General features: G+C 63.6%; 27 protein-coding genes. 9 read left to right on the top strand and 18 right to left on the bottom strand.

Annotated elements, in window-relative coordinates; genetic code table 11:
- The first annotated feature begins 211 nt into the window (after positions 1-211).
- Positions 212-808 (top strand): LuxR family transcriptional regulator, encoded by a 597-nt coding sequence (locus tag AC3YMN_RS05975; RefSeq protein WP_127751714.1) that lies wholly within the window; start codon positions 212-214, stop codon positions 806-808.
- Here AC3YMN_RS05975 and AC3YMN_RS05970 read toward each other — a convergent pair.
- From AC3YMN_RS05970 to AC3YMN_RS05955, 4 genes are all read right to left on the bottom strand, one after another.
- Positions 780-983, bottom strand: a complete 204-nt coding sequence (locus AC3YMN_RS05970) for a DUF2283 domain-containing protein (RefSeq protein ID WP_127751715.1) — start codon at positions 981-983, stop codon at positions 780-782. The two genes, AC3YMN_RS05975 and AC3YMN_RS05970, sit on opposite strands and share 29 nt — an antisense overlap.
- Before the next feature lie 177 nt (positions 984-1160).
- Positions 1161-2966 (bottom strand): translation elongation factor 4, encoded by a 1806-nt coding sequence (lepA, locus tag AC3YMN_RS05965; protein ID WP_489889307.1) that lies wholly within the window; start codon positions 2964-2966, stop codon positions 1161-1163.
- Between the two features lie 52 nt (positions 2967-3018).
- Positions 3019-3432: a hypothetical protein gene (locus AC3YMN_RS05960; protein WP_172121924.1), complete on the bottom strand. Its 414-nt coding sequence runs from the start codon at positions 3430-3432 to the stop codon at positions 3019-3021.
- Between the two features lie 74 nt (positions 3433-3506).
- Positions 3507-3650 (bottom strand): hypothetical protein, encoded by a 144-nt coding sequence (locus AC3YMN_RS05955; protein WP_173088493.1) that lies wholly within the window; start codon positions 3648-3650, stop codon positions 3507-3509.
- 105 nt (positions 3651-3755) lie between these two features.
- On the opposite strand from AC3YMN_RS05955, the gene AC3YMN_RS05950 reads away from it, so the two are divergent.
- From AC3YMN_RS05950 to AC3YMN_RS05935, 4 genes are all read left to right on the top strand, one after another.
- Positions 3756-4667, top strand: a complete 912-nt coding sequence (locus tag AC3YMN_RS05950; protein ID WP_489889306.1) for a LysR substrate-binding domain-containing protein — start codon at positions 3756-3758, stop codon at positions 4665-4667.
- Between the two features lie 83 nt (positions 4668-4750).
- The gene (locus AC3YMN_RS05945) at positions 4751-5116 is read left to right on the top strand and encodes an ArsR/SmtB family transcription factor (RefSeq protein WP_489889305.1); all 366 of its coding nucleotides are present in this window, start codon (positions 4751-4753) and stop codon (positions 5114-5116) included.
- On the top strand, positions 5113-5550 hold the full coding sequence (locus AC3YMN_RS05940; protein WP_489889304.1) for an SRPBCC family protein: 438 nt from the start codon (positions 5113-5115) through the stop codon (positions 5548-5550). Before AC3YMN_RS05945 ends, AC3YMN_RS05940 begins: the two co-directional genes overlap by 4 nt.
- An 83-nt stretch (positions 5551-5633) precedes the next feature.
- A complete protein-coding gene (locus AC3YMN_RS05935; protein WP_489889303.1) occupies positions 5634-6191 on the top strand; it encodes a dihydrofolate reductase family protein in 558 nt (185 codons plus the stop codon).
- 99 nt (positions 6192-6290) lie between these two features.
- Here AC3YMN_RS05935 and trhO read toward each other — a convergent pair whose 3' ends face one another.
- A complete protein-coding gene (gene trhO / locus AC3YMN_RS05930; RefSeq protein WP_489889302.1) occupies positions 6291-7310 on the bottom strand; it encodes an oxygen-dependent tRNA uridine(34) hydroxylase TrhO in 1020 nt (339 codons plus the stop codon).
- Positions 7311-7418: 108 nt separating this feature from the next.
- Between trhO and AC3YMN_RS05925 the strand changes: the two genes are divergently transcribed.
- A complete protein-coding gene (locus AC3YMN_RS05925; RefSeq protein WP_172121931.1) occupies positions 7419-8456 on the top strand; it encodes an aldo/keto reductase in 1038 nt (345 codons plus the stop codon).
- Here AC3YMN_RS05925 and AC3YMN_RS05920 read toward each other — a convergent pair.
- Positions 8453-9340, bottom strand: coding sequence for an NAD(P)/FAD-dependent oxidoreductase (locus AC3YMN_RS05920; protein ID WP_489889301.1), 888 nt, complete (start codon positions 9338-9340; stop codon positions 8453-8455). The two genes, AC3YMN_RS05925 and AC3YMN_RS05920, sit on opposite strands and share 4 nt — an antisense overlap.
- The gene (locus AC3YMN_RS05915; protein WP_489889300.1) at positions 9333-9791 is read right to left on the bottom strand and encodes an Rrf2 family transcriptional regulator; all 459 of its coding nucleotides are present in this window, start codon (positions 9789-9791) and stop codon (positions 9333-9335) included. Before AC3YMN_RS05915 ends, AC3YMN_RS05920 begins: the two co-directional genes overlap by 8 nt.
- Before the next feature lie 139 nt (positions 9792-9930).
- On the opposite strand from AC3YMN_RS05915, the gene AC3YMN_RS05910 reads away from it, so the two are divergent.
- Together AC3YMN_RS05910 and AC3YMN_RS05905 are read left to right on the top strand one after the other, a co-directional pair.
- Positions 9931-11139, top strand: coding sequence for an O-antigen ligase family protein (locus AC3YMN_RS05910; protein ID WP_489889299.1), 1209 nt, complete (start codon positions 9931-9933; stop codon positions 11137-11139).
- A complete protein-coding gene (locus AC3YMN_RS05905) occupies positions 11136-12011 on the top strand; it encodes a glycosyltransferase family 8 protein (protein WP_489889298.1) in 876 nt (291 codons plus the stop codon). Before AC3YMN_RS05910 ends, AC3YMN_RS05905 begins: the two co-directional genes overlap by 4 nt.
- A 101-nt stretch (positions 12012-12112) precedes the next feature.
- On the opposite strand, the gene AC3YMN_RS05900 is transcribed toward AC3YMN_RS05905, so the two are convergent.
- The 6 genes from AC3YMN_RS05900 to AC3YMN_RS05875 form a co-directional block, all read right to left on the bottom strand.
- Positions 12113-12910, bottom strand: a complete 798-nt coding sequence (locus AC3YMN_RS05900; RefSeq protein ID WP_489889297.1) for a glycosyltransferase family 32 protein — start codon at positions 12908-12910, stop codon at positions 12113-12115.
- A 176-nt stretch (positions 12911-13086) separates the two neighbouring features.
- The gene (locus AC3YMN_RS05895) at positions 13087-13575 is read right to left on the bottom strand and encodes a hypothetical protein (RefSeq protein WP_172121936.1); all 489 of its coding nucleotides are present in this window, start codon (positions 13573-13575) and stop codon (positions 13087-13089) included.
- A 117-nt stretch (positions 13576-13692) separates the two neighbouring features.
- Complete coding sequence (locus tag AC3YMN_RS05890; protein WP_489889296.1) at positions 13693-14529, bottom strand: metal ABC transporter permease; 837 nt, start codon at positions 14527-14529, stop codon at positions 13693-13695.
- Positions 14526-15380, bottom strand: a complete 855-nt coding sequence (locus AC3YMN_RS05885) for a metal ABC transporter permease (RefSeq protein WP_172121938.1) — start codon at positions 15378-15380, stop codon at positions 14526-14528. The genes AC3YMN_RS05890 and AC3YMN_RS05885 overlap by 4 nt, the downstream gene beginning before the upstream one ends.
- Positions 15377-16252 (bottom strand): manganese/iron ABC transporter ATP-binding protein, encoded by an 876-nt coding sequence (locus tag AC3YMN_RS05880; protein WP_127751731.1) that lies wholly within the window; start codon positions 16250-16252, stop codon positions 15377-15379. The genes AC3YMN_RS05885 and AC3YMN_RS05880 overlap by 4 nt, the downstream gene beginning before the upstream one ends.
- Positions 16249-17139 (bottom strand): metal ABC transporter substrate-binding protein, encoded by an 891-nt coding sequence (locus AC3YMN_RS05875; protein ID WP_489889295.1) that lies wholly within the window; start codon positions 17137-17139, stop codon positions 16249-16251. The genes AC3YMN_RS05880 and AC3YMN_RS05875 overlap by 4 nt, the downstream gene beginning before the upstream one ends.
- Positions 17140-17269: 130 nt before the next feature.
- Here AC3YMN_RS05875 and AC3YMN_RS05870 point away from each other — a divergent pair, with 130 nt between their 5' ends.
- On the top strand, positions 17270-17416 hold the full coding sequence (locus AC3YMN_RS05870) for a hypothetical protein (protein ID WP_489889294.1): 147 nt from the start codon (positions 17270-17272) through the stop codon (positions 17414-17416).
- A gap of 10 nt (positions 17417-17426) precedes the next feature.
- Here AC3YMN_RS05870 and AC3YMN_RS05865 read toward each other — a convergent pair whose 3' ends face one another.
- From AC3YMN_RS05865 to AC3YMN_RS05845, 5 genes are all read right to left on the bottom strand, one after another.
- Positions 17427-17834 (bottom strand): DUF1801 domain-containing protein, encoded by a 408-nt coding sequence (locus AC3YMN_RS05865; protein ID WP_127751733.1) that lies wholly within the window; start codon positions 17832-17834, stop codon positions 17427-17429.
- Positions 17835-17890: 56 nt separating this feature from the next.
- Positions 17891-18103 (bottom strand): hypothetical protein, encoded by a 213-nt coding sequence (locus AC3YMN_RS05860; protein ID WP_172121943.1) that lies wholly within the window; start codon positions 18101-18103, stop codon positions 17891-17893.
- Between the two features lie 17 nt (positions 18104-18120).
- Positions 18121-18309, bottom strand: a complete 189-nt coding sequence (locus AC3YMN_RS05855) for a DUF3606 domain-containing protein (protein WP_127751735.1) — start codon at positions 18307-18309, stop codon at positions 18121-18123.
- A gap of 77 nt (positions 18310-18386) precedes the next feature.
- On the bottom strand, positions 18387-19280 hold the full coding sequence (locus AC3YMN_RS05850) for a hypothetical protein (RefSeq protein WP_489889293.1): 894 nt from the start codon (positions 19278-19280) through the stop codon (positions 18387-18389).
- On the bottom strand, positions 19277-20176 hold the full coding sequence (locus AC3YMN_RS05845; protein ID WP_489889292.1) for an ABC transporter ATP-binding protein: 900 nt from the start codon (positions 20174-20176) through the stop codon (positions 19277-19279). The genes AC3YMN_RS05850 and AC3YMN_RS05845 overlap by 4 nt, the downstream gene beginning before the upstream one ends.
- Between the last annotated feature and the right edge of the window lie 217 nt (positions 20177-20393).

Here is a 20393-nt window from a genome sequence, read left to right as displayed (position 1 = left end):
AAACCCTCCTTCAGCCCTACCAATGTGAGCTAAAGCTAAGGAGTTTGCCTATGGAGGGGACTGACGGAGCAATCACGGCAACAGGGTTGTTTTGGCCCCACGTATTGCCGGAAATACCGTGCTCCTGCGTAATTTACCGCGATAACAACTAACAATAGTCTTAGTCCTTAAGATTTGCTTAGATGAGGCTTGTTGTTGTTGAGGGCCAGCAATGCTGGACGAGTTGTGGAATGCCGAACGCCTAGGCTTTCGCACTATTGCCGACGACGCGCCTACCGCAATGTGGCTGACATTGCCGACGGGCTATTGTTTCTACCTCAATCGTTCCTGGGTGGAATTTACCGGCCAGACCGAGAACCAGGGGCACGGATCCGGATGGGCTCAGGCACTTCATCCGGATGACCGAGTCATGGCCTACAACGCCTACTTCCGGGCCTGCGTTACCGCTTCGCCCTATCAAGTGAGCTGCCGCCTGCAGCAAGCCAACGGTGGCTACCAACAGGTCACGGCTGCTGCGTTGCCCCATCTTGATCAAAGCGGAAATCTCGATATTTACGTGGGTGCAATTTCGCTTGCTGTTGACCAACGTTTTTCCAAACCCGGGTCGGCTGCCTTGTTGTCCCCTAGGGAAAAAGAGCTCCTGCGCCTCTCAGCCCTTGGTAAGACCGCCGGCGAGGTGGCAGCCCTGATGGGTATCGCGGAGCGAACGGCACACTCCTACATGGGCAACATTATGCGCAAGCTGAGTGCCAACAACCGGGTGCACGCCGTTGTGGAGGCTATAAGGCTGGGCGAGATCGAGATCTAAGCTCTGCCGGCAGGTGGGCGCGGGCGTCGAGCACTTCCATGCCGACAATGCGGCCCTGCGCGTCATAATCGAGCACGATCCCCGCGCTGGACTCTTCGCTTTCCTGCACCCCTTCGGGCGAAAAGCGGATGTAAGCAGCATTGGCTTCGGGGTCGTAGGTCACTTGCGGTGTCATTGCGGCCTCGCGCGGCGATCCAGAAACGCCGATATTACCCGAATATCGTGCCCGTGGGTGGCTGCAAGGGAGGCAGGCACCTGCATCGTACCGGGTGCCCGCTGCCTTTGGCAGCGACCCGGCGACTAACCTGCCGTCGCGCCACTGGCGCGCCGCTTCGCGGAAGGCGCGAACCGGTCAGTCGTCACCCATCTTGAGCGCCTTGATGAAGGCCTCTTGCGGGATTTCCACCGAGCCGAACTGGCGCATGCGCTTTTTGCCGGCTTTTTGCTTTTCGAGCAGCTTGCGCTTGCGGGTGGCGTCGCCGCCATAGCATTTGGCCGTCACGTCCTTGCGCATGGCGCGCACGGTTTCGCGGGCGATGATCTTGCCGCCGATCGCCGCCTGGATCGGAATGACGAACAGATGGGGCGGAATGAGGTCCTTGAGCTTTTCGCACATGATGCGGCCGCGCGATTCGGCGACGGTCCGGTGCACCAGCATCGACAGGGCATCCACCGGCTCGCTGTTGACCAGCACGGAAAGCTTCACGAGATCGCCGGGGCGATGCTCGGCCAGCTGGTAATCAAAGCTGGCATAGCCCTTGGAGATGGATTTCAGCCGATCATAGAAATCGAACACCACCTCGTTGAGCGGCAAATCATATTCCACCATGGCGCGATTGCCGACATAGGAGAGATTACGCTGGATGCCGCGCCGGTCCTGGCAAAGCTTGAGGATCGAGCCGAGATATTCGTCGGGGGTGAGAATGGTGGCCTTGATCCAGGGCTCGCGGATCTCGGCGATCTTCATCACATCGGGCAGATCGGCGGGGTTGTGGAGCATCACCACCTCGCCATTGGTCATCTCGACCTCGTAAACCACCGAAGGGGCGGTGGCGATCAGATCGAGATTGAACTCGCGGCTCAGGCGCTCCTGGATAATTTCGAGGTGGAGGAGGCCCAAAAAGCCGCAGCGGAAGCCAAAGCCGAGCGCGGCCGAAGTTTCCATCTCGAAGGAGAAACTGGCGTCGTTGAGCCGCAGCTTGCCCATGGCGGCACGCAGCTCGTCGAAATCACTGGCATCGACGGGAAAGAGGCCGCAGAACACCACCGGCTGGGCCGGGCGGAAGCCTGGGAGGGCTTCGCTGGTGGGCTTGCGATCATCGGTGATGGTATCGCCCACATTGGTATCGGCCACTTCCTTGATGGAAGCGGTGAAAAAGCCCAGTTCCCCCGGGCCGAGTTCGCCGACATCGACAAGCTTGGGGGTGAACACGCCGACGCGGTCGAGCTCATACACGGCGCCCGACGCCATCATGCGGATGCGCTGGCCCTTTTTGACCGTGCCATCGACAACGCGGATCAGCACCACGACGCCGAGATAAGTGTCGTACCACGAATCAACCAAGAGCGCCTTGAGCGGGGCGTCGAGAATGCCCTTGGGCGGGGGCAGGCGGGTAACGATGGCTTCGAGCACGGTGTCGATGCCGAGCCCGGTCTTGGCTGAGATCTCGAGCGCTTCGGACGCATCGATGCCGATCACGTCCTCGATCTGCTGTTTGACGCGCGGAATATCGGCGGCGGGCAGGTCGACCTTGTTGAGCACGGGCACGATTTCGTGGCCGGCGTCGAGGGCATGGTACACATTGGCCAAGGTCTGCGCCTCAACGCCCTGGGAAGCGTCGACTACAAGGAGCGAGCCCTCGACGGCGGCCATGCTCCGGCTGACTTCATAGGCGAAGTCGACGTGTCCGGGCGTGTCGATGAGGTTGAGGATATAATCCTCGCCATCTGCCGCGTGGTATTTGAGGCGCACGGTTTGCGCCTTGATGGTGATGCCGCGCTCGCGCTCGATATCCATCGAGTCGAGCACCTGCTCCTTCATCTCGCGCAGCTCCAGCCCACCGGTGAGCTGGATCAGCCGGTCGGCCAGGGTGGACTTGCCATGGTCGATATGGGCGACGATGGAAAAATTGCGGATGCGGTTCTGCGGCGTTGTCATGGGCAAGCGTCTAGCAGAACCGCGGGGGACCGCAAAGATGGTTTAGCGCGCGTTAACTGCCGCTTTTCATCCCGGCATAGATGTTCACCACCGCTTCGGCATTTTGCCGGTCGGCGCCACCTTCGGCGCAATCGGGCGTGGTGCGCTCCACATCGGCCTTGATCTTGGCATAGGCTTCGGTCGCGGCAGCGTCATCCATGCCCAAGCCCGCCTCGAAGCGCTTCTGGTCGTTGTTCATGCGCGAAGTGGCATTTTCATCCACGGTGATGGCGCAGATCTCGATGATGGCCTTGGTGGCATAAAGCCCGGTGAGCAGATTGGCCTGCTTGGGCGTGGCATTAACCGGGGCGGCCGGATCGATGCTGATTTCGGCCGGAGCGGGGGTCGTGGTCGGCGCGGCTTGCTGCGCCTGGGCGGCGGTGAGCGGCAAGATCAGGACGGCAGCAAGAACGAGTGGGCGCAACATGGATCAGCTCCTTTGGGGCGGCGGGCAGGGCCCGTCGGGGATTGCTCCCCTTGGAACGCGCGAATGTGGCTTGTCTACGGCGCTCCCCCGCAAACCGGGTGGTGCGGGGGCAGATCGGCCCAGTCGCGCAGCCCCGGCGCTTCCGGCTCGGGCGGTGGCGCGGCGGGCAGGCTGAACCAGGGCAACAGCCATTGACGGAGACGGGCAAGAACAAACATTTTGTCGGCTCCTTTCCGGGACAACGGGTGAGATGGGGCCCAGAATGCGCGCGGGTCGGAGCTCGGGCAATCGACAAGGTTGCGCTGCCATTATAGAAAATCTCCATGAGCAAGGGCTTTCCCATTCCCCTCAATGCGGTGCGCGCGATCGAAATCGTGGCGCGGCGTGGCGCGCTGGCGCCGGCTGCCGAGGAGCTGGGCGTGACCCTTGGCGCCGTCAGCCAGCATTTGCGCCGGGCCGAGGCGCGGCTGGGCATGGAGCTGTTCGAGCGTACCGGGCAGGGGCTGGTGCCCACCGCAGCCTTGCGCGCTGCCTTGCCCCAGCTCAGCGCCGGCTTTGCCGCGCTCCAGGACGGGCTGGCGGAACTGAGCGGCAGTGACGAGGCCATTCTCAACCTGACGGTGGGGAGCGTTTTCGCTTCGCGCTGGCTGATCTGGCGGATCAACAAGTTCACGACGCTTTATCCCGAGATCGAGGTGCGGCTGACGGTAACGGGTGCCATGCTCGATCTGCAGCGCCCCGATATCGACTGCGGCATTCGCTTTGGCGCCGGCAACTGGCCGGGCGTGATCGCGACACCGATCGGGGGTGCCGAGTTCCAGCCCGTGTGTGCGCCGCCCATTGCTCGGGCCCTCAAGCATCCCAGCGATCTGTATGGGGTGCCCGTGATCCGCGACGAAACTACCATGCTCTCCTGGGATCTGTGGCTGAACTCGGTGGGATTGGACGCAGAGCGGCGCCTGCATGGTCCCACCTATTCCGATCCCTCGCTCGCCTTTGATGCGGCGATTTCCGAACAAGGCGTGCTGATGGCGGTGGACATGATGAGCGCCGATGCGGTCAGCGATGGCCGACTGGTGCGCCCCTTCACCGGTCCAGTGAGCGGGCCCCATCAGTATTGGCTGGCGACGGCCAAAGGGCGACGCGAAACGACGAAGCTACGCCGCTTTCGCGAATGGCTGGCCGCCGAAATACCCGCCTCGGCGCGGGGCTATGTGCACCAGTCGCGCGGCTGAGCCCGGCCAGGCAATTCGGTATTCAGATACTTAAGCGAAAACTTAAGCGTTGACGCTCCGGCTTGACTGCGATAGTTAAGTGCATGCTTAACCAAGACGACCAACTCGACCAGATCTACCGCGCCCTCGCCGATCCGACCCGTCGGGCGGTGGTGGAGCGGCTGACCGCCGGATCGGCCACGGTGAGCGAGCTTGCCGAGCCGTTCGCCATGTCGCTGCCGGGCCTGACACAGCACCTGCGGGTGCTTGAAGACGCCGGGCTGGTGCGAACCGAAAAAGTGGGCCGGGTGCGCACCTGCACGCTCGACCTCCAGGCCTTGGGGAGCGCCGAACGCTGGATCAACCAGCGCCGCCAGGCATGGGCGCAGCGCTTTGATCGACTGGGCGCCTTGCTGGCCGAGGATGACGAGCCTTCACCGCCAACACCATCCAAAGGAAGAGATTCATGACCGATCGTTCCGTTTCCCATGGCAGCTTCACCATTGACCGGGTTCTTCCCGCCAAGCCAGAGCGCGTGTTTCGCGCCTGGTCGGACCGGGAACAAAAGGCCAAGTGGTTTCCCGTGGGTGAGATTTTCGAGTTCAAGGTCGGTGGCCGGGAATACCAGGCCGATAACGGGCCCAATGGCGCCCAGTTCGTGTTCGATGTGCGCTATCACGACATCGTCCCCAACCAGCGCATCGTCTATGCCTATGAGATGCTCATGGACGGCCGGCGCATTTCGGTGTCGGTCGCCACGGTCGAACTGGTGCCCGAGGGCGAGGGCACGCGGATGATCGTGACCGAACAAGGCGCGTTCCTCGACGGGCTCGACAACTCGCGCCAGCGCGAAGAAGGCACGCGCCAGCTGATGGACGCCCTGGCGCTCGCGCTCGCCAATTAAGGCCCACTCTTTGATCCGTAACCGGAGCGAGCCCCGGCTTTGTCAGCCAATGGATCGCGCCCGGCAACCAAAAGGAGGTTTGTATGCGTTCTTTGCTGGCCTGGAATGTCATGACGCTGGATGGCTATTTCGAAGGCGCCCAGCCCTGGGATTTGAGCTTTCACAATGTGGTCTGGGGCCCCGAACTCGAGGCGCAATCGCGCGAACAGATGGAGGGCGACAAAACCCTGATCTTCGGGCGCAAGACTTATGAAGGCATGGCGGCCTACTGGCCCAAAGCGACAGATGAAGGCTTGGTCGCCGAGCGCATGAACGCCATTCCCAAGATCGTGGTGTCCAATACGCTCACAACCGCCGAGTGGAACAATACGCGGGTGCTCGCGGGCGATGCGGCCCAAACCATCGCGGCGCTCAAGCGCGAGGATGGCGGCGATCTTTATGTGTTTGGCAGCGCGCAACTGCTGGGCAGCCTGCTCGCGGCAGGGCTGGTGGATGAATACCGGCTGTGCCTGGCGCCAGTGGTGCAGGGGCGCGGCACGCCCCTCTTCAAGCCTGCCGAGCAGCCGCAGAACTGGACCTTGCTGGAAGCCCGCGCCCTGCAAACCGGCGGTGTAATGCTGCGGTATCGGGTCAAGGGGTAAAGGCCCCTTACCCGCATCTCAGGATGGATCCCGGCTCAGGGCCGGGATGACAGCTGGTGGAGAGGGCGTGCGCGCCTGCCGGTAAGGTGCGCCGGCGGGTTAGCCCTGGCTGTTCCGCAGACGGGATTGTTCGGCTTGGTCGCGTTTGCGTTGCTTGGCCTGGCGGGCGGCTTCGGCGGCTTCGTCGCCGAGATGGGCGGTGCCGCGTTGGCGGGCGAGTTCGATCTGTTTTTGCCGCTCGGCGGCGGCGGCATGCTTGGCGGTGTCGTCAGCACAATGCGGGCAGGCGACCCCTTCGCTAAAGCGCGGATCGGCGCGATCGGCGGGGGTAAGCGGGTGGCGACAGGCGCGGCAGAGGGTCGCCTCACCTTGCGCGAGGCCATGGCCAACCGCGACGCGATCATCGAACACAAAGCATTCGCCCTCAAACCGGCTTTCGGGTTCGGGAACGGTTTCAAGATAGGCCAGAATGCCCCCCTTGAGGTGGAACACTTCGGCAAAGCCCTGGCTCAACAGGTAGGAAGACGCCTTTTCGCAGCGGATGCCACCGGTGCAAAACATGGCGACTTTCTTGTCGCGCGCGGGATCAAGATGGGTCGCCACATAGTCCTTGAACTCGGTGAAGGTCGCGGTCGCCGGATCGAGCGCGCCCTTGAAGGTGCCCAGCCCCACTTCGTAGTCGTTGCGGGTATCGACCAGCACCACATCATCGCGCTCGATCAGGCTGTTCCAGTCGGCGGGTGCCACATAGGTGCCCACGGTTTGGGACGGATTGGCTTCGGGGGCGCGCAGGGTGACGATCTCGTTCTTGAGCCGCACCTTCATGCGCAGGAACGGCATTTCGGCAGCGCCCGAGAACTTGATCTCGGCGCCGGCGAGCCGGCTCGCCCATAGCGGATCTTCGAGCAAAAAGGCGTGCAGGGCGTCGATCGCCTCGGGCGTGCCGGCAACCGTGCCATTGATGCCTTCGGGCGCGAGGATCAGCGTGCCCTTGATCGCGCGCGCGCAGCAGAACTGCGCCAGCACCGGCTGAATGGCCGCGGCATCGGGCAGATCAGCGAACTTATAAACGGCCATGACCTTGTATGGCAGGGCGGCTTGCGGCAAGTTATCGGGCATCGGGATTCCGGCAGACGCTGAATGGCGTCTGGCTCTCTATCATCGCGTCACGCCCTGCGCCAAGCAGCGCGCCGTCGCGCAATCGCACATTTCTGGGAGGCAAGAACCATGACTTATCGGGCTGATACGGCGCGCTACGACACAATGCAATATCGCCATTCCGGCCGTTCGGGCCTGCAGCTGCCGGTGGTGAGCCTCGGGCTGTGGCAGAATTTCGGGGGCACGCGCGACTATCCCAGCGCCATGGAAATCCTGGGCCACGCCTTTGATGCCGGTGTCACTCATTTCGACCTCGCCAACAATTACGGGCCTCCCGCCGGCTCGGCCGAAGAGCTGTTCGGGCAGGTGATGGCGCGCGATTTTCGCCCCTATCGGGATGAGCTGATCATTTCCACCAAGGCGGGCTACAATATGTGGCCGGGCCCCTATGGCGAGTTCGGCAGCCGCAAATATCTCCTGGCGAGCCTTGACCAGAGCCTGGGGCGGATGGGGCTCGACTATGTCGATATCTTTTACTCCCACCGCTTTGATCCCAATACCCCGCTCGAGGAGACCATGGGGGCGCTGGCCCATGCGGTGCGGGTTGGCAAGGCGCTTTATGTCGGCATCTCGTCCTATCCAGAGGCGCAAACGCGCGAGGCCTACCGGATCCTCAAGGAAATGGGGGTGCAGACCACCATTCACCAGCCCAGCTATTCCGTGCTCAATCGCTGGATCGAGAACGATCACACCATCGACGCCTGCGGGGAGCTCGGGATCGGCATGATCGCCTTTTCGCCGCTGGCGCAGGGCGTGCTGTCGGGCAAATACAACAATGGCAAGAAGGAAGGCACGCGCGGGGAGAACCCCAATGGCTCCCTGCGGGCCAGCCATATCGAGCCGCGGGTGCTCGAGGCCGTCGACAAGCTGGGCGAAATTGCCAAGGCACGCGGGCAGAGCCTGGTGCAGCTGGCGCTGAGCTGGGTTTTGCGGCGACCGGAAATGACCTCAGCGCTGATCGGGGTGCGCAATCTCGACCAGCTCAAGGACAATCTGGGCGTGCTCAACAATCTTGCGCTCAGCGCCGAGGAGATCGCAGCGATCGACGCGGCCACGGCCGGGGGGCAGATGGAACTGCACCCCAGCCCCAAGGGCTGGCTGCGCTAAAGGAGCATGGACTGCTGCGCGCCCATGGCGGCCATCGAGCCGGCATAGGCGGCGCTGGTGACACTGTGCATCGGGGTGGTGAGGTCGCCCGCCGCGAAGACCCCCTCGCGCGAGGTGGCCTGGCGCTCGCCCACCACCACCATGGTGCCGGTGGGCGTGGTGTCGGTCTCGAGCCCGAGTTGCTCGTGCAGGTCGGCGGATGGATGATTGCGGGGATGGGCGTAAAGCGCATCGAGTTCAACCTTGGTGCCATCTTCGAGGCTCACGCCCGACATCTGGCCGTTGTCCTGGTGGACCGCGGCCAGCTTGCCATCATGGATCTTGACGCCCCGTCGCTGCAGCTTGTTGCGCTCCGCGTCGGGGATGGCATTGCCATCCAGGATCAGCGTGATGTCCTCGGTCCAATCGCCATAAAGGGCCGGGGCATGCAGCGACATGGGGGTGCTGTAAAGCAGCCCCCAGCGCGGGCCCGCTTCATAGCCGTGGCAGAATGGGCAATGGATCACCGATTTGCCCCATGCCTCGGCAAAGCCGGGGATGGGGGGCATTTCATCGGTGATGCCATAGCTCAGGATCAATCGGCGAGCGGCAAAGCTGTCCCCGGTCTCGGTGGTGATCGTGAAATCGTCGGGCTCGCCTGAAACGGTGCTGGCGCGGCCCTCGATCAGCCTGACCGTGGGATAAGCCTCGAGCTGGCGGCGGGCGGCAGCGAGGATATCGCCGGGCGCTACCCCGTCATGACCCAGCACATTGTGGGCACTGTCGGCATAGCGGTTCCGGTTGAGCCCGGTATCGAGCACGCTCACCTTGCGGCGCGCGCGCCCGAGCTGGAGGGCTGCGGAAAGGCCGGCGAACGAGCCGCCGACAACAAGTACGTCATCCATGAAAATGGCTTTCGGAAGAATGGGAAAGAGCGGGAAGCGCAGTTGCGCCCGCCGCGAGTTGGGCAATGCTCAGGCGGCGCAGCCGGTTGGCGAGCAGGGCTTCGGCATCGGCCAGCACCTCGTTCATCACCCCGTCAACGGTGCGCACAATGGCGCAGCCGGGATCGCCCGGCTCGCTTTCGGTGCGCACGAGAAGGGTTTCCCCCAAGGCATGGTACACATCAAAGACGCTGATCTCGGGGGCGGGGCGCGCCAACTGCCAGCCCCCGCCATGGCCCTTGCTGGAGCCCACCAAACCCGCTTCGCGCAGGCTGCCGAGCACACGGCGGACCACCACTGGATTGGTTTGCAGGCACACCGCCAGAACCCCCGAGGTCAGCGCGTCCGCGGGCTGGGCGTGCAGATGCACAAGGGCATGTAGGGCAACGGAAAGGCGGCTGGATCTTTTCATGTAACTTTTTTAGTTGCAATATTGCGGCGCGTCAAGCGGGCGCGAAAGCCACACTCATGTGGTCAGGGGGTGAGCGCCGGTTGACGGCCGGGGCGGCAGCGACCATGGTCGCCCCAGCCACTCAGCCCAGGACCTGCGCTTGCTTCGATCAACCCTTACCATGCTGGCATGGTGCGCCCTGGTTTGCGGGCTGACCCTGCCGACGCTAGCGCCGGGGGCCGCCAATATGCTCACCCTGGTGCTGATGGGGGTGGGCTTGACCTTGCTGCCCACGGCCGAAGGGCGCCGGGCGCTTGGGCAGCCAGCGACCTGGCTGCCGCTGGTCGCCGGCGGCTTGATGCTGCTGGCCATTGCGGGTTCCGCACGCGAGCCGATGTCGTTTGGTGCCATCATTTTTCTTGTGCCCCTGTTTCTGGCCGCGCCGCATGCTGCCCTGGTTGGGCAATTGGGCGCGCGCCTCACCCTAACGGCGGTCGGGACGCTGGCGTTGCTGGGCGCTATCGCAGGAGCGGTGGTCGCGGGATTTGACGTCTTTGTCATGGGCGAGCCGCGCGGGGGGGTGCTGGTCAACAACCCCATCCACCTGGCCGACCTGGCGCTGACTTTGGGCTTTGTCGCGGCAGTGGGGGTGTTGAGCCGATGGCGTTGGCGGGCAGTGTTCCTGCTCAGCCCGCTCGCGGCGCTGCTGGCGATCTGGTTTTCCGGCTCGCGCGGGCCGCTGGTGGCCTTTGTGCCCATGAGCATGGCCGCGCTTGCCGGTGCCGCGCTGCATTATCTGCCGCGCCGGCGCGCCTGGCTGCTGATCGGGTGTGGTGCAGTTGCCGCGCTGCTGGTGTTTGCCGTGCTGATCGGCACCGGCTGGATCGAGCGCACGGGGCCCTTTGGCGAGATCGTGTCGCTGTTCCGTTCGGGCGAGCCTGGCGACGATTCCACCAGCCAGCGCCTCATCATGTATCGCAGCGCTTTGGCGGCCTTCATGGCCTCGCCGGTCTGGGGGCACGGGCTGGGGCACTTCATGGAGGCAGCAGCCCAGTTTGCCCCACCAGGGGCGCGGTTTCCCAAATACGACCATCTGCACAATGACATCGCCGACTTTGCGGTTTCGGGGGGCCTCTTGGGCCTGCTTTCCTATGGTTTGATCCTCCTCGCGCCCTTTGCCGGCGCCTGGCGCGCCCAAGGGTCGCAGCGCGCACCAGCGCTCTATCTGGCGCTGGTCGCCAGCGTCGGCTATGCGGGCATGGGGCTGACCAACGCCATGTTCGGCGTGTTGGCCCAGACGCTGGTTTATACCGTGCTGCTGTCGCTGATTGCGGTGCTCGCCAGCCGGCCTAAAGAGAGTTTCCCTTGAGCGACCGCCCCATCCATATCGCGCTGACCTTTGACGACAATTTTTGGGCGCCGGCCTATGCCACGATGCGCTCGGTGTGCCTGTTCACCCATCGGCGCAGCGACCTGGTGTTTCACCTGTTTCATCGCACGCTCACGGTGGAGCACGAGGAGGACCTGCTCGCCATTGAAAGCGAGTTCGGGGCGCGGCTCGAGTGGTATGATCTCGACGCTTCCCCCTTGTTCGCCGATGTGGCGGCGCGGATGCCGCTCAACAAGCGGCTGAGTAACATTGTTTATGCTCGGCTGATGATCGATCGCCTGCTGCCGGCTGGGGTGGAGCGGGTGCTGTATCTCGATTGCGACATGCTGGTGCGCGACGCCATCGAAAAGCTGGTGGAGATGGACATGCTGGGCCATCCCATCGCGGCGGTGCGCGACACGATGGGCGCCTTCATCACCGGGGGCCGTGACCTCAAGGCCAATCGCGATATTCTCGATCCCGCCGATCCCTATTTCAATGCGGGGCTGGTGCTGATCGATGTCGCCCAATGGCGCGACGCCGACATCCTGGGTCAGCTCGAAGTGGCGCTGCGCGAAGGCGTGATGGAGCGCATCTATTATGACCAGGATTTCTTGAACCTGGTGTTCAAGCGGCGCTGGCTGCAACTGCCCTGGCGCTGGAACACGATCGATGCCCGCCACGCCCATGAAGGGCTCGACCCCGCCATTCTGCACTATACCGGGGAAGCCAAACCCTGGGGCATCTTTGCCGGCATGTTCCACTGGGTGGCCTTTGGGCGGCTCTACCGGCATGTGATGGGCAATGAGCTGTTTTACCGCTTCGCCCGGCATCGCTGGAAGCGCTGGTGGCTGAAGAAGCTGGGGCGTTAGGCGCTGCAGCCCTAGATCGTGCGCCGTCACGGGATCTCAGGATGGATCCCGGCTCGAGGCCGGGATGACAGCGAGTTCCGGGGAGCGACAGCGGCCTTCTCTTAATCCAGCGTGATGCCTTCGCGGTCGCAGAGTTGGCGCATGGCGCTGCCGGGAGGCGGTGCGGGCAGGGCGGCGCGGCCGCGATTGGTCAGCTGCGAACGCCAGAGATGGATGCTGAGGGTTTCGGGACGGAGCGCCGGGCCGACGCTGCTGCCGGGCTGCATCAGGGCCGGGATCTGCTCATAAGCGAGAGGATAAAACACCGGCTGGGGCTGCACCCGGTCGAGCAGATCGCGCTTGGCCATGAAATGGGTAAGCGCAAAAGGTCCCGTGGCGCCGAACTGCATCTGGTGGGGCAGCACTTTTTGCCCGAGCAGGCGCCGCGCCGCTACTTCGACTCGCCGGCCCAAGGGTAGGTGGGGCTCGAGTAGCGGCCGATCATGCGGCTCGAATATGCCCAGAAGATCCCCCAGGAGCGGGGCGTCGGCGGGAATATGCAGCACGGCATTGTTGATCGAGCCGGGGCGCTCCCACCCCATCAGGTAGTCGGGGTTCTCCGGAAAGGGGCGCACGCAATAAACGTCCAGATCGGCATAGATGCCGCGCCCGGCGCGCAGAAGTTCGAGCCGGAAGCGGTCGGAAAATACCGCCGGTGTGCCGCGGTCCTTGTAGAACACCAGCGCTTCACGCCCGAGGATTTCGGCGGCGTCGCGCCGCTCGGCGCCCGGAGGCAGCTCCAGCGGATCAAAGCTGTAAACGGCGACGGAATGGCCGTGCCGCGAAAACGAGGTGATCGACAATCGCTCGAGCCAGCCAATGGGGCCATGCCAAAACGAGACAATGGGTGGCGCACTCACGAGGCTTCAGCGCTCATACCGGCAAGGCGAATGGTTGGTGGCAAGTCGTGCGGCGCTCATGCGTTGGTCCCCAGAATCGGGCGCAAGCTAGCGCTTTGGGTGACGCCCCGCCAGCTTTGTGGGTGGTTAAACGGGGAAAGGAACTGGCGCGCGGACCTGCCGCGCGCCAGCAAAGGCTAATTGGTCGTGGGGGCAGCGGACGCGCCGGAATTGGTGGTTGTTGCAGCGGGCGTTTCCGGAGCCGCCGAATTGGAAGCCGCGCCAGTGGTGAAGCCGCCAGCCTGACACGCTTCAATATCGATGCTGGCAAGGTCAATGCTGGTCGCCGGGGCAGCGGGGGTGGCTGGATCAGCAACCGAGCCTGCAGCATTGCTGTTGGAGGCGTCGGTCGCTCCGTCATTGCCGCCCAGGGGCGAGGTGCCGCCGATCGAAGGGGCCGAGGGGTTGGTGCCCGCCGTAGCGTCGGGGGTGGCCGCTGATGTGGCGGCGCTCGCCTGGCCGGTGCCCGCGGGAGCATTGTTGTTGGACAGCTCGTCGCAACGGGCCTGCACCGCACCCAACTGATCGGCGGGAACGTCGACGCCGTTGATCTGCTGGGCCTGCGCCAAAGCGGGGCTGCAGAGGCCTGCCGTCAACAAAACCAATGCGGTGGTGCGCTTGAACATGAATGTTTCTCCTCTTCCCTTGGGCTGTTTGCCGGTAGGTTAACGGGAGAGGGGGACAGGCGTTGCGAAAGGGCCTCACGCCATCACAGGTGATCGGCGCGGGGATATGCCCCGGGGTCAAACCGGCAGCGGCGCGGGGCGACGCGTGGTCCAGATGAAGGTTGCTACAAAGACGCCGCTGAGCAGCAGCACGATCGTGGGAGCGGGGGCGGAGTCGATGAAGAAGCTGAGATAGATGCCCAGGAGCGAGCAACTCACGGAAATAGCCGTGGCCAGCAGCATCATTGGACCAAAGCGCTTGGACAACAGGAAGGCGATGGCACCGGGGCCCACCAGCATGGCGACCACCAGCACGATGCCCACTGCCGAAAGGGCGGCGACAATGGTGAGGGAAAGCAGCACCAGCAGCCCGTAATGCAAGGCGCGCACGGGCAAGCCGATAGCGCCGGCCTGCTGGGGATCGAAGGTGAACAGGAGAAAGTCGCGCCATTTGGCGGCGAGCACGCCGCAGACCAGGAGCGCGATGATCCCCGACAGCGCCAGATCGCCACCATCGACACCCAAGATATCGCCGAAGAGGATGTGGTCGAGATGTACATCGGTCTGGATCGCGGTATAGAGCACGATGCCGAGGCCAAAGAGACCGGCAAAGACCACGCCCATCACGGTGTCTTCCTTGATGCGGCTATGCTCAGTCAGAAAGCCGACCGAAAGGGCGCAGCCCATGCCGGCGATAAAGGCACCGACGCCAAAGGGCAGGCCAATGATATAGGCGAGCACGACGCCGGGGAGCACGGCGTGGGAAATGGCATCGCCCATCAGCGACCAGCCCTTGAGCACCAGAAAACAGGACAGGAGCGCCGTGGGCACGGCAACCAGCACCGCAATCAGCATGGCATTGGTCATGAAGGGAAAGCTGAAGGGCCAGAGAGCGTAGAGCCAGAACTCGCTCATTGCGCGATCTCCCGCGCCGCGCGACGGCGATTGGCGAGAATGCCGTGCTTGGGGGCGAACACAAAGGCAAGCAGGAACACGATGGTCTGCAGGCACACGATCACGCCGCCGGTGGCGCCATCGAGGAAGAACGAGAGATAGGCGCCGACAAGGCTCGACAGCGTTCCTACTAGGACGGCGATGGTGATGACGCGCCCGAACCGGTCGGCCAGGAGATAGGCGGTGGCGCCGGGGGTGACGACCATGGCGATGACGAGGAAGGCGCCCACGGTTTGCATGGCCGCGACCGTGGAGGCACTGAGCACGGTAAAAAAGATGACCTTGAGCAGCGGCGGGTTGAGCCCGATGGAGCGGGCATGGGATTCATCGAAGAACGTGACCATCAGATCCTTCCAGAGGAGGAGCATGACGCCCAGCGTCACCAAGGAAATGATCACCAACTGCAGGGTTTCGTTGGGCGTGACGGCCAGGATATTGCCCATGACGATGGTCTGGATATTGACCGAGGTGGGCGAGAGCGAAATCATGAAGAGCCCCAGCCCGAAAAAGCCGGTGAAGATCAGCCCGATCACCGCATCTTCCTTGAGCTTGGTGCGCTGGGTGAGAAACAGCATGGCGCCGGCCGCCAGACCGCCCGACAGGAACGCCCCGAGTGAAAAGGGCAGGCCCAGCATATAGGCGCCCGCGACACCGGGCACGATGGAGTGCGAAAGCGCGTCGCCGATGAGACTCCAGCCCTTGAGCATCAGATAGGCGGACAGAAAAGCGCAAACGCCGCCGACCAGCGCCGACACCCACATGGCGTTGATCATGTAGTTGTAGGTAAAGGGCTGCAGCAGCGCTTCGATCATGGCTCGGCACCCGATTGCTGCGTGGTCATCTTGCCCTTTTCGCCATACATGACGAGTGGCCGCTCATCGTCGGTGAGCACCGAGACCTGGCGCGGATCGTCATCGGCATGCAGGCCCTGCCCGGCGAGCACGAAATGGCGCAGGGCGCCGCCAAAGGTGAGTTCGAGATTTTCGCGCGTGAAGATCTCGGGAGTGGGGCCATGGGCGAGGACGGTGCCCTTGACCAGCACAGTGCGGTCGCAGAATTCAGGCACCGAGCCCAGATTGTGGGTTGAAACCAGCATCACTTTGCCTTCGTCCCGGAGCGCGCTGAGCAGGGCGATGATGGCGTCCTCGGTCTTGACGTCCACGCCGGTGAACGGCTCGTCGAGCAGGATCACCGCCGACTCTTGCGCGAGGGCCCGGGCGAGGAAGACGCGCTTGCGCTGGCCGCCCGATAGCTCGCCGATCTGGCGCTTGCGGAAGGGAAGCATGTCGACGCGCTCAAGGGCGGAGGTGACCATCTGGTGGTCAACGGCGCGGGGGATGCGGAGCATGTTCATATGCCCGAAGCGCCCCATCATCACCACGTCCTCCACCAGCACCGGGAAGTTCCAGTCCACATCCTCGCTTTGGGGCACATAGGCGACGAGGTTGCGCTTGAGCGCTGCCTTGCCAGACAGGCCCAGAATGCTGACCGAACCGGTGCTGAGGGGCACAAAGCCCATAATGGCCTTGAACAGGGTGGATTTGCCCGAGCCGTTGACACCCACAAGCGCGGTGATGGTGCCGCGCGGAATGGCAAAGCTGGCATGGCGTAGGGCGGTATGGCCGTTGCGATAAGCAACGGTCACATCGGCGACCTCGAGGCCGGGTTCGACAAGGGCGTTCAAGGGCGCAACCCCGCAACGATGGTGGATGTGGTTACGGCAAGAAGATCAAGAAAGGTCGGCACGGGGCCATCGGGGTCCGACAGCGAGTCCACATAAAGCACGCCGCCATAATGGGCGCCAGTTTCGCGCGCCACCTGCTCGGCCGGCCGGGGCGATACGGTAGATTCAGAGAACACGGCGGGGATGTTGTTGGCGCGCACAGTGTCGATCACGCGGCGCACCTGCTGGGGCGTGCCCTGCTGATCGGCATTGATGGGCCAGAGATAGAGCTCCTTAAGGCCAAGGTCGCGAGCGAGATAGGAGAAGGCGCCTTCCGAGGAGACGAGCCAGCGGCGTTCGGGCGGAATGGCCTCGATCTGGGTGCGCAGGGGGGCGATGGCGGCTTCGATCTTGGCGGAATAAGCCTCCGCATTGGCCTTGTAGGTTTCGGCATTGGCCGGATCGTACTCGACAAAGGCGTCCCGGATATTGGCAACATAGGTCAGTGCATCGGTGGGCGACATCCAGGCATGGGGATTGGGCTTGCCCTGGTAGGGGCCCTGGCCAATGCCGATGGGCTCGATGCCTTCGCTGACCACGACGCTAGGGACATCGGGCAAATTGCCCAGGAACTGCTCGAACCATTGCTCGAGATTAAGCCCGTTCCACAAGATGAGGTCGGCGTCCTGCGCGCCCACAAGGTCGCCCGGGGTCGGCTGGTAGTTGTGGATCTCGGCGCCGGGCTTGGTGATGGACACCACTTCGGCAGCGTCGCCCGCAACATTGCGCGCCATATCGGCAATGATGGTGAAGGAGGTGACGGCCTTGAACCGATCCTGTGCCTGGGCGGGCAGGGTGGAACAAAGCGTGGCAACGGCAAGCAGCACGGAAAGAAGATAGCGAGGCATAGGCATCCCAGGCATGTTTCAGTTGACCCTCAGAAGTTAGTGCAATTGCAAATCATTTGCAAGAGGCGTGAGGAGCGGAGCCAAATGCCCGGCCGCCCGTTGGGGTGCAGCGCGAGTGGAGGAGCCTGCCTTGGATCGTAAATGGATTGCCGGACTGATCGTTGCTGCCATTGTGGTCGTGGCCCTGCTGGTGTTCAGTCAAGGGTCAAGCCAGCCCGACCCGGTCGCCGCCGATCCGGGTCTCACCAGCCCCAGCGATCCCGCGCCGCGGCCCTGACCGGCGGGGTTTAGGGGGTGGGAGGCGCAGTTTTACCCTGGCGCGGCTTGGGCGCTTGCCGGGCGCGATTATAGGCGACGGCCCTGGCGACCAGCTGGGTGAGGGCGGATTCGTCGAGCGGGCTGTCCTGGAAGAGGTCAATAGCGCGCCAGAGATTGCCCTCGAGCCCGGCATTGAACAATCCATCGGGATCATCGAGCTTGGCGCCATGCGAGAAGGTGAGCTTGACCTTGTCCTTGTGGGCATTGCCCACCACCAGCTGCCCATTGGCGGACCAGACGGGGCTGCCCCGGTATTTCCATTCCTCGATGATCGCGGGATCGGCGGCGAGAATGGCGCGCCGCGCGCGGGCGAGCAGGTCACCGCGCCAGTCGCCGAGTTCGGCAATCAAGTGGTCGAGTTGTTCGGACGGGCTCATTGCGCAGCCTCCCCACCAAGCTTTGGGGCTAGCATGGCACGGCGCGCCACCCGGCTCTAGTGGCTGGGATCGTCGAAATCCCGGGACTCGTTGTCAGGCTCGATATAGCCCTCGCGCTGCAGCCAGTCGCGCAGGATGCGGTTGATCGCATCATTGCGGCTGAGCTGGCCGGCCGAGGTCTGGCTGTGATCGGCCACGAAACGGTCAATGCCCGGCAGCAGGTCGGCATCAAGATCGGGGATGGGGCTGAGGTCGGGATGGGGCTGCATGGGCACACTCGTGGGGATCAAAGGGGGCGCTTGTGGCGTTCGGCGGCGGCGTCGGGATCTTCGCGATCCCCGGTGCGCGCCAGAATTTCACGCGCTTCATCGATGGACAGGCCATGCCGGCTGGCAAAGGCCGCCACTTCATGGGGCAGGTCGACTGACAGGCGGCCTCGCTCGGCACCGCCCAGCAAATCCTTGGGATCCAGCATGATGGTCGCCTCCGCTTGGGGTTGCACAAGGTAACCCCGGCCGCGGGCGCCGGTTCCGCCATGCTGTGCGCCGAGCGCTACTCGCCAATGCCGCGGCGGCGATACTGGCTGGCAAAAAACACCAGGACGAGCGCGAGCACGATGCCGATCCCGACCTGGGTCCAGCTGATGCGCGCCATGAGGTCAGTGGCGAAGTCGGCAAAGCTGAAGGTCGCGGCGGTGGTGGTCCAGGCCTCGATATAGCCCTGCGTCAGCGGGAAATTGGCGCGGTATTGCAGATACTCCCAGGTGCGGGTGCTGAGCGGCTGCCAGCCGCCCCCAAACACCACCCATTCAAGGGTGGACAGGATGGAGGGGAACAACAGCGACAGGGGAATGGCCCAGCGCCCGACCACGGCAGCGAGGGCGCCGACAAAGGCCATGAAGGGCAGGTACCACAAGAGGCCCACGACCAGCACGACGAGAAGGCTGGCGGCGATCTGGCCATAAACCCCCGCCACATTGCCAAGCAGCGCATAGCCGCCCCCGCCATTCATGGCAGAGGTGGATACGGCAACGCCAAACAGCAGCAGGCCGCTGAGCAGGGCAATGAGGTAGATGATGGCGGGGAAGATGGTGATGGCCGCGACGAGCTTGGACAGCAGCACCGTGAAATCGCTCACCGGCATCGACTTCCAGAACAGCATGGCATTGTTGCGCTTGTCGGCGGCAAAGCTGTCGGCGCAGTAAAAGAACAGTGTCGCCAGAAGATACAGCAGCCAGGCAAAGGCAAAGCCCAAAAAGCCCCATTCATAGATGCGCATGGGCGCGGCGGTGAACAGGGCGCCCGAAAAGCGCATATCGATGCGCCCCACGGTAAAGGCGAGGATAGTGGAGCCGAGCAGGACCGCCACCAGCAGCAGCGGCCCATAGAGGAACGCCCCGCGATGTTCGAGGAACTCGCGCCAGATCAGGGCTGCAAAGGCCTTCATGGTGTTTGCTCCGCAATGGCGGTCGGGCGCTGCATCAGGGCAACGAAGAGGTCGGACAGGGTGGGGGTCGAGAGCACGCCCAAGCCCTCGAGCCGCTCGCGCGGCACATGGTCAAAGATCATCACCGTTTGGCCGAAGCGGGTTTCCTCGTAGACCGGGCCAAGGCCGCGGGCGACGGCCTGATTCTCGGGATCATTGCTGACCAGCTGGATGAAGTTCTGCGCCACCGCTTCCATGGGCTGATGCAGGATCAGGGCGCCATCGCGGATAAACATCACATCGGTGAGCATGAACTCGATCTCATCGACCTGATGGGTGGTGATGATGAGCGTGCGCTCGCCGGTCATGTAGTCGTCGAGCAGTCGGCGGTAGAAGCGCTTGCGATAGGTGATGTCGAGGCCAAGGGTGGGCTCGTCGAGGACGAGGAGCTTGGCGTCGATGGCCATGACGACCGCCAGATGCAGCTGCGCCAGCATGCCCTTGGAGAGGTTCTTGATCTTGAGCTCGGGCTTAAGATCGGTGCCTTGAAGAAAGCTTTGCGCCTTGTCGGGTGAGAAATTGGGGTGGATGCTGGCAACGAGCGAAAACAGTTCGCGCACCCGCAAGAAGCGCGGCAGGCTGGCCACATCGGAGATGAAGGCGACATCGCGCATGAGGCGGGCGCGGTGGGCAAAGGGATCGAGCCCAAGCACGCGGATGGTGCCACGGCAGTCGGTGAGGCCCAGAATGGCATTGAGCGTCGTGGTCTTGCCCGCCCCATTATGGCCGATCAGCCCATAGATCCGGCCCGCCGGAATATCGAAATCAAGCCCATGCAGGATTTCCTTGCGGCCAAACTTCTTGCGCAAGCCACGCGCAGTGACGATCGGCTCGATGCGGGCGGAGGGCTCAGTCATCGTTGGATCCCGGCTCGGAGTAAGGGGGCGATTGCGGCAAGGGGCGCACACTGAGGCAACGCCCGGATGGGCCGTGCGATCCGCGACCTTTGGTCCTGACGGCAATTGTTGCGCGCTGAATCGATCACGGCTGAGCTCCTCGCGTCAGGAATAGATAGGACGCTGAGGGGGTGGGTCAATCTGCGCCGCGCGCTGACTTTGCAGCGGGCCGCGGAGC

This window comes from Devosia sp. Z11_6 (assembly GCF_058133665.1).
Note: the sequence above shows the minus strand (reverse complement) of the source record. Positions and strands in the feature narration are given on the sequence as shown.

What these genes read in the sequence shown, in the direction of transcription:
- AC3YMN_RS05960 (WP_172121924.1), bottom strand. Translation starts at nt 3,432, where the DNA reads ATGTTGCGCCCACTCGTTCTTGCTGCCGTCCTGATCTTGCCGCTCACC.
- AC3YMN_RS05940 (WP_489889304.1), top strand. Translation starts at nt 5,113, where the DNA reads ATGACCGATCGTTCCGTTTCCCATGGCAGCTTCACCATTGACCGGGTT.
- AC3YMN_RS05945 (WP_489889305.1), top strand. Translation starts at nt 4,751, where the DNA reads ATGCTTAACCAAGACGACCAACTCGACCAGATCTACCGCGCCCTCGCC.
- AC3YMN_RS05895 (WP_172121936.1), bottom strand. Translation starts at nt 13,575, where the DNA reads ATGTTCAAGCGCACCACCGCATTGGTTTTGTTGACGGCAGGCCTCTGC.
- AC3YMN_RS05875 (WP_489889295.1), bottom strand. Translation starts at nt 17,139, where the DNA reads ATGCCTCGCTATCTTCTTTCCGTGCTGCTTGCCGTTGCCACGCTTTGT.
- AC3YMN_RS05860 (WP_172121943.1), bottom strand. Translation starts at nt 18,103, where the DNA reads ATGCAGCCCCATCCCGACCTCAGCCCCATCCCCGATCTTGATGCCGAC.
- AC3YMN_RS05975 (WP_127751714.1), top strand. Translation starts at nt 212, where the DNA reads ATGCTGGACGAGTTGTGGAATGCCGAACGCCTAGGCTTTCGCACTATT.
- AC3YMN_RS05950 (WP_489889306.1), top strand. Translation starts at nt 3,756, where the DNA reads ATGAGCAAGGGCTTTCCCATTCCCCTCAATGCGGTGCGCGCGATCGAA.
- AC3YMN_RS05915 (WP_489889300.1), bottom strand. Translation starts at nt 9,791, where the DNA reads ATGAAAAGATCCAGCCGCCTTTCCGTTGCCCTACATGCCCTTGTGCAT.
- AC3YMN_RS05855 (WP_127751735.1), bottom strand. Translation starts at nt 18,309, where the DNA reads ATGCTGGATCCCAAGGATTTGCTGGGCGGTGCCGAGCGAGGCCGCCTG.
- lepA (WP_489889307.1), bottom strand. Translation starts at nt 2,966, where the DNA reads ATGACAACGCCGCAGAACCGCATCCGCAATTTTTCCATCGTCGCCCAT.
- AC3YMN_RS05885 (WP_172121938.1), bottom strand. Translation starts at nt 15,380, where the DNA reads ATGATCGAAGCGCTGCTGCAGCCCTTTACCTACAACTACATGATCAAC.
- AC3YMN_RS05935 (WP_489889303.1), top strand. Translation starts at nt 5,634, where the DNA reads ATGCGTTCTTTGCTGGCCTGGAATGTCATGACGCTGGATGGCTATTTC.
- AC3YMN_RS05845 (WP_489889292.1), bottom strand. Translation starts at nt 20,176, where the DNA reads ATGACTGAGCCCTCCGCCCGCATCGAGCCGATCGTCACTGCGCGTGGC.
- AC3YMN_RS05970 (WP_127751715.1), bottom strand. Translation starts at nt 983, where the DNA reads ATGACACCGCAAGTGACCTACGACCCCGAAGCCAATGCTGCTTACATC.
- AC3YMN_RS05955 (WP_173088493.1), bottom strand. Translation starts at nt 3,650, where the DNA reads ATGTTTGTTCTTGCCCGTCTCCGTCAATGGCTGTTGCCCTGGTTCAGC.
- AC3YMN_RS05920 (WP_489889301.1), bottom strand. Translation starts at nt 9,340, where the DNA reads ATGGATGACGTACTTGTTGTCGGCGGCTCGTTCGCCGGCCTTTCCGCA.
- trhO (WP_489889302.1), bottom strand. Translation starts at nt 7,310, where the DNA reads ATGCCCGATAACTTGCCGCAAGCCGCCCTGCCATACAAGGTCATGGCC.
- AC3YMN_RS05925 (WP_172121931.1), top strand. Translation starts at nt 7,419, where the DNA reads ATGACTTATCGGGCTGATACGGCGCGCTACGACACAATGCAATATCGC.
- AC3YMN_RS05850 (WP_489889293.1), bottom strand. Translation starts at nt 19,280, where the DNA reads ATGAAGGCCTTTGCAGCCCTGATCTGGCGCGAGTTCCTCGAACATCGC.
- AC3YMN_RS05865 (WP_127751733.1), bottom strand. Translation starts at nt 17,834, where the DNA reads ATGAGCCCGTCCGAACAACTCGACCACTTGATTGCCGAACTCGGCGAC.
- AC3YMN_RS05890 (WP_489889296.1), bottom strand. Translation starts at nt 14,529, where the DNA reads ATGAGCGAGTTCTGGCTCTACGCTCTCTGGCCCTTCAGCTTTCCCTTC.